The 6,000-nt window shown below is 44.1% G+C and carries 5 protein-coding genes; all 5 read right to left on the reverse strand.

Going from position 1 to position 6,000, the window contains the following annotated elements; genetic code table 11:
- Positions 1-31 precede the first annotated feature (31 nt).
- Positions 32-610 carry a pyridoxal 5'-phosphate synthase glutaminase subunit PdxT gene (gene pdxT, locus GC102_RS32095; protein ID WP_171693100.1) on the reverse strand — a complete coding sequence of 193 codons (579 nt, stop codon included), beginning with the start codon at positions 608-610 and terminating at the stop codon, positions 32-34.
- Complete coding sequence (gene pdxS / locus GC102_RS32100) at positions 610-1,491, reverse strand: pyridoxal 5'-phosphate synthase lyase subunit PdxS (protein ID WP_029195693.1); 882 nt, start codon at positions 1,489-1,491, stop codon at positions 610-612. The genes pdxT and pdxS overlap by 1 nt, the downstream gene beginning before the upstream one ends.
- A 120-nt stretch (positions 1,492-1,611) precedes the next feature.
- A complete protein-coding gene (locus GC102_RS32105; RefSeq protein WP_312883430.1) occupies positions 1,612-2,958 on the reverse strand; it encodes a D-alanyl-D-alanine carboxypeptidase family protein in 1,347 nt (448 codons plus the stop codon).
- 117 nt (positions 2,959-3,075) lie between these two features.
- Entirely contained in the window at positions 3,076-4,533 is a 1,458-nt protein-coding gene (guaB, locus tag GC102_RS32110; protein WP_171693101.1) for an IMP dehydrogenase, read from the reverse strand.
- Between the two features lie 163 nt (positions 4,534-4,696).
- Positions 4,697-5,908, reverse strand: a complete 1,212-nt coding sequence (locus GC102_RS32115) for a putative glycoside hydrolase (RefSeq protein ID WP_246321232.1) — start codon at positions 5,906-5,908, stop codon at positions 4,697-4,699.
- Positions 5,909-6,000: the final 92 nt, after the last annotated feature.

Here is a 6,000-nt window from a genome sequence, read left to right on the forward strand (position 1 = left end):
TCCGGTGATATCAAGGTGCTTGTACCATCAATTATGCTTGTCTTTGCTTTACCATGTCTAAGAAATAGCTGTGCAGACGGAAGTCGTCTGTCAGCTCTGGGTGGAAAGACGCAGCAAGGAGATGCCCTTGCTGCGCTGCAACGATCTGGCCGTCATACGTAGCCAGTACCTCTACCCCTGGTCCCACCTTCTCGATGAGTGGGGCCCGAATAAAGACAGCACGAACGTTCTCGTCGATGCCTTTGATCGGCAAGTCCGTCTCAAAGCTTTCGCGCTGACGACCGAACGCGTTGCGAGCCACCGTGATATCCATCAGCTCAAGGTGAGCTTCCGGCTGTCCGGTGATCTCTTTCGCGATGACAATCAACCCCGCGCAGGTGCCGAAAATCGGCTTGCCCGCGGCGGAAAAATCCTTCAGCGCATCAATGAAACCATAGGTGCGCATTAACTTGCCGATTGTTGTACTCTCTCCACCTGGTAGGATAATCCCATCAAGATCTGCTAGCTGCTCGGTTCGTTTGACAACGACGCCTTCGGCGCCAGCCTTCTCGATTCCACGAATATGTTCTGCTACCGCGCCTTGCAGCGCGAGAACTCCGATCTTCGTCATTACCAGCCGCGCTCCTGCATACGCTCGGAAGCTTGCAGCTTGGAAATTTCGATTCCCTTCATAGGGGCACCCAGGTTTTTGGAGATTTCTGCAATCAATTTATAGTCTGTGTAGTGAGTTACGGCTTCAACAATCGCTTTTGCGAATTTCTCTGGGTTATCGGATTTGAAAATACCAGATCCAACAAATACACCATCAGAACCAAGGTGCATCATAAGCGCTGCATCTGCAGGTGTGGAAACACCACCAGCTGCGAAGTTAACAACAGGCAATTTACCTGTTTCGTGAACTTGTAGAAGCAACTCATAAGGAGCGCCAAGTGTTTTTGCTTCAAACATCAATTCGTCCTTGGACATCCCTTGGATTTTGCGAATTTGACCTTGAATTGTACGCATATGACGAACAGCTTCTACGATATTGCCAGTTCCTGGCTCACCTTTGGTACGAAGCATGGAAGCACCTTCACCGATACGACGCAAAGCTTCACCAAGATCGCGGCAACCACATACGAAAGGAACCGTGAAATCACGTTTGTTGATGTGGAATACTTCATCCGCAGGTGTAAGTACTTCACTCTCATCGATATAGTCAACGCCTAGGGATTCAAGAATTTTCGCTTCAACGAAGTGTCCAATTCTTGCTTTCGCCATGACTGGAATGGATACTACTCTCATCACATCTTCAACAATTGAAGGGTCAGCCATACGGGATACGCCACCAGCTGCACGAATGTCTGCGGGTACGCGCTCAAGCGCCATAATAGCGGACGCGCCAGCTGCTTCTGCGATTTTAGCTTGCTCGGCGTTCATAACGTCCATGATGACGCCGCCTTTTTGCATTTCGGCCATACCAGTTTTAACGCGGGAAGTTCCTGTTTCCATTCTTTATTTCCTCCTATAGCTTCTATGCCAATTTCATGCAGTTTCCTACACGATCGATAGTAAATCTTCTAAACAATTATTTTACATGAAGGAGGGTCAATATACAACCCATTTTCTGGTCTAAGAGCCGCCTTTAATCCCTTTAAACATATCGCTGAAGAAGTTTTTGAAGGAGCGGAACAAGAGACGAATCCAGCTGCCTTTTTGTACATCATCATTGGCAATTAGATCAACCGTTTTTTCTTGTCCATTGTAGCTTACCTTCACTTTGCCGAGCGTATCGCCCTTCGTAATAGGTGCTACGAGCTTGCTCTCTTCAAGCGGCTCTGCCGTAATTTTAAAGTCTGTATCTTTCGCACCTTTTCGAGTGACGAACGTCAGACCCGTTTTTGTCACAAGAGGCACTTGTGTTTGAACGCCTTTCTTAATGTTTACGATTTTCAAGGAATCTATTTCTTGCTTCGCATTAAGGAAAGGTTTTATTTCGAAATTATTGAATCCATAATCGAGCAGCTTTCTCGTTTCGTTGAAACGCTCAGGTTCTGTTTTGGTACCCATGACAACGGAGATAAGACGCATTCCGTTTCGTTCAGCAGTCCCTGTAAAACAGTACCCTGCATCATCCGTAGAACCTGTTTTTAAACCGTCCAGTCCTGCATAAGCATACTTTTTCAAATTGGTGTTACTCTGATTTCCTTCTATCATCCAGTTAAAATTGATCATTGGCGTTTTATCAGTAGCTCTTAGCTTTAAAGAAGGAATTTTCGTAAATTCCAGAATTTCTTTATGATCCTTTAGGATGTTGTAGGCAAGAATACCGGCATCCCGCGCAGTCATTTTGGTCTCACCTTCAATTGAAGCTGGCGGATTTTTCAGATCAGCACGTGAAAGTCCAGTAGCGCTAATGAAATGAGCTTTATCTGACATACCAAGTTGTTTAGCTTTCTCGTTCATCATTTTCGCAAAATTTTCTTCCGTTTCTCCTAGCAATTCTGCAAAAGCCACGGACGCATCATTCGCGGAATAGATCGACATCGCATTAAACATATCTTTGAAAGTCAGGGTTTCATTTTCAGCAATCAGTTGTCCGGAACCAATAACGTCTGCAGCATTTTTACTTGCTGTCACTGGACTATCCCATTTGAATTTACCTTCTTTAATACTCTCCATAGCCAGATACTCAGTCATCATTTTGGCCATACTGGCTGGTGGGAAAGCTTCATCCGCATTTAATTCATAAAGTACAGCTCCTGTGCTTGCTTCCATAATAATCGCAGATTTAGCAGCAGGTTTAGGTTCATTGAGTGCTGGCGTTGGTGCCGCTGGGGCTGCTGGGGCAGTCGTGGCTGCTGGTGCTTTGGTATCCGCGGCATAGGTTGGTTGTATATGTAAAAGTAAGGATTGAGCAATTAAACTAACACCTAACACCAAAGCAACCTTTTTCTTTGTAAAACTTAAAAATTTCACAATTTCACTCTCCCTAGTGATGTAATAACACGTTATATTGTACCACACCCCATTAGACAAAAAAAAGAAGACGTAGGTTCATTTCCCACGCCTCCAATTTTATCCATATTGTGACAATTACAACGAGTAATTCGGTGCTTCTTTGGTAATTTGAATATCATGCGGATGACTTTCTTTTAAACCTGCACCCGTAATTCGAATAAACTGGGTATCATTAATAAGTTCTTGAATATTGCGGGCACCACAGTACCCCATACCTGAGCGAAGACCACCCACGAGTTGATAAACGGTATCCGCCATTGGCCCTTTATAAGCGACACGACCCTCGATACCCTCAGGAACAAGCTTGCTCTCGTTCTCTTGGAAATAACGATCCTTGCTGCCTTCCTTCATCGCCCCTAAAGAGCCCATACCCCGATACACCTTGAATTTACGCCCTTGGAAAATTTCCGATTCACCCGGACTCTCATCCGTTCCAGCAAAAAGACTACCGATCATAACCGCGCTAGCTCCGGCCGCGATCGCTTTGACAACATCACCTGAGTACTTGATACCGCCATCAGCGATAATAGGGACTCCAAACTCTGCTGCAGCTTGCGCACAATCATAGATAGCTGTAATTTGAGGAACACCAATTCCTGCAATAACCCTAGTTGTACAAATGGATCCAGGCCCAATTCCTACCTTCACCATGGATGCTCCAGCCTTAATGAGGTCTCTTGTACCGTCACCTGTGGCTACATTTCCTGCGATGATAGGCAGCTCCGGATATTGTGATCTAAGCTTCTTCACGGTTTCTGCGATATTGATGTGATGACCATGCGCGGAATCTACGACAATCACGTCAATGCCTGCTTTAACAAGAGCTGCAGCTCTCTCCATAACGTCCTTAGCAACACCTACAGCTGCGCCTACGAGTAAGCGACCCTGTGCATCCTTAGCGGAGTTAGGGAACTGAATGGCCTTCTCAATATCTTTAATCGTGATTAAACCTTTAAGCTCAAAATTTTCATCGACCAAAGGCAGCTTCTCAATTTTATGCTTTTGAAGAATACCTTCCGCCTGCTGAAGCGTAGTTCCCACAGGAGCTGTAACCAGATCTTCTTGGGTCATTACTTCTTTGATTTTGATGGAATAATCATGTACAAAACGCAAGTCGCGGTTCGTTAAAATCCCCACCAGCTTGTTCGCTTCATTCACAATCGGTACACCAGATATGCGATATTTCGCCATCAGCTCTTCCGCGTCATAAACATGATGCTCCGGTGTAAGTGAGAATGGATTTGTGATAACGCCACTCTCTGATCTCTTAACACGGTCAACATGCTCAGCTTGAAGCTCAATGGTCATATTCTTATGGATAATCCCAATACCGCCTTCTCGTGCCATTGCAATCGCAAGCGCAGATTCCGTAACAGTATCCATAGCAGAGCTAATAAAAGGGATATTTAATTTCACATGAGGCGCGAGCACGGTTGAAACGTCGATCTCCTTACCGAACACTTCAGACTTTCTCGGCACCAACAATACATCATCAAACGTTAAGCCTTCCTTACCAAACTTGTCTTCCCTCACAACACGTATTCCTCCTTAGAGCTCTCTATGAAAGAAAGCTTTGTTCGAATGAATCTTCTCATTCGTTTTGTATATGATTGCAATCTTAACAAAAGCCTATTTTTCGTGTCAAGGAAAAGGACAAGTCTACCGGTTAACCTACTCCCCGAATAAGTCAATTCCGTTAACGATACGAGTACGTGCTGCTCGAGTTCCACAACAAAAATTGTTCCACACCCTGCTCCTTAGCCGCTTTAATTTGCTCCTTAACATCAATAGTTCCATATTTCTTATGTGGCTTCACCCAAGTGGCTGTAAAATCCTGATACCACGGTCTAATTTCCGCAATATGGCTATCCGACTTCGCTAGAAGCTGGTTCTTCCCATTTGCATCACTGATCGCTTTACGAATAACCGCATAGGGCTGTAAATCAGGGTTCTTAATGCCATATACACCGCTAGTGTAATGAGAAGGATACAGCATAGGTGAAATATAATGAACCTGCTTACTAATCATCGACCAATCTTGTCCAATGCCCATATCATTATCAGACGAAGTTGTTAATCCAAAGACATCCGCAGATAAATAAGCTTGTCCACCAATTTGTTCTTTGGCTTTCTTGAGGAAATTCTCGATTACCTGAGCTTTTGTCCATTTATTGGGGTTATCAAATTTGACCTCCTGATCCACTTTCTTGCCATTCTCAGGAAATCTCACATAATCAAACTGGATTTCATCAAAACCTAATAAAGCTGCTTCCTTAGCAACTTGAATGTTATAATCCCACACTTTTTCCTTATAGGGGTCCACCCAAGCCGTTCCCTTATTATCCTTCCATACGTTACCCGCTTGAGTCATCATCGCATAATTACTTTTTTTCATGCTTAAATAAGGATCTTTAAAAACAACGACTCGCGCAATCGTGTATATGTGCTTCTCCTTTAATCTTAGGAGTTTGGCTTTCAGATCACGAATAATAACGTTGCTATTAGCTCCTATCTCATTCACCAAAGGAACCGCCGACGGATATGTAACTTGTCCCGAATCGTTCTTAACATCGATAACCATCGCATTCAGATCGGTTTGATCCACAAGGTCAATCAGCTGCTCAAATTTATTGCCTACCGCTGACCAAGCTGATACGTAAATCCCTTTTACGATCTGCTTAACAGGTGTTTGAGACGTGTTCTTGACCTCATCAGAAGACATTAGCTTCGCTTCTTTGATTGAGATAGGCAAAGTCTTTCCTAAATTGTTTAAAGCGCCTAGCGGATCTGTACCATCCTTGATCGAGTCCATCTTCGTGGAGCAGCCACTTACGCCATTTACCATCTGTATCAAAAAGAAACCAAAAAACAATACACGCAAACATCTCCTGTATATCGATACACCCATACCAATCCCTCCTCATAGAGCTAGTATGGTTTAATTTGTCGTATTGTACTGATGTAAAAAAAGAGTCTTTCTGGAATTTCTTCCAAAAAGAC

The organism is Paenibacillus germinis (assembly GCF_013141785.1).
Taxonomy (GTDB): Bacteria; Bacillota; Bacilli; order Paenibacillales; family NBRC-103111; genus Paenibacillus_E; species Paenibacillus_E phytorum.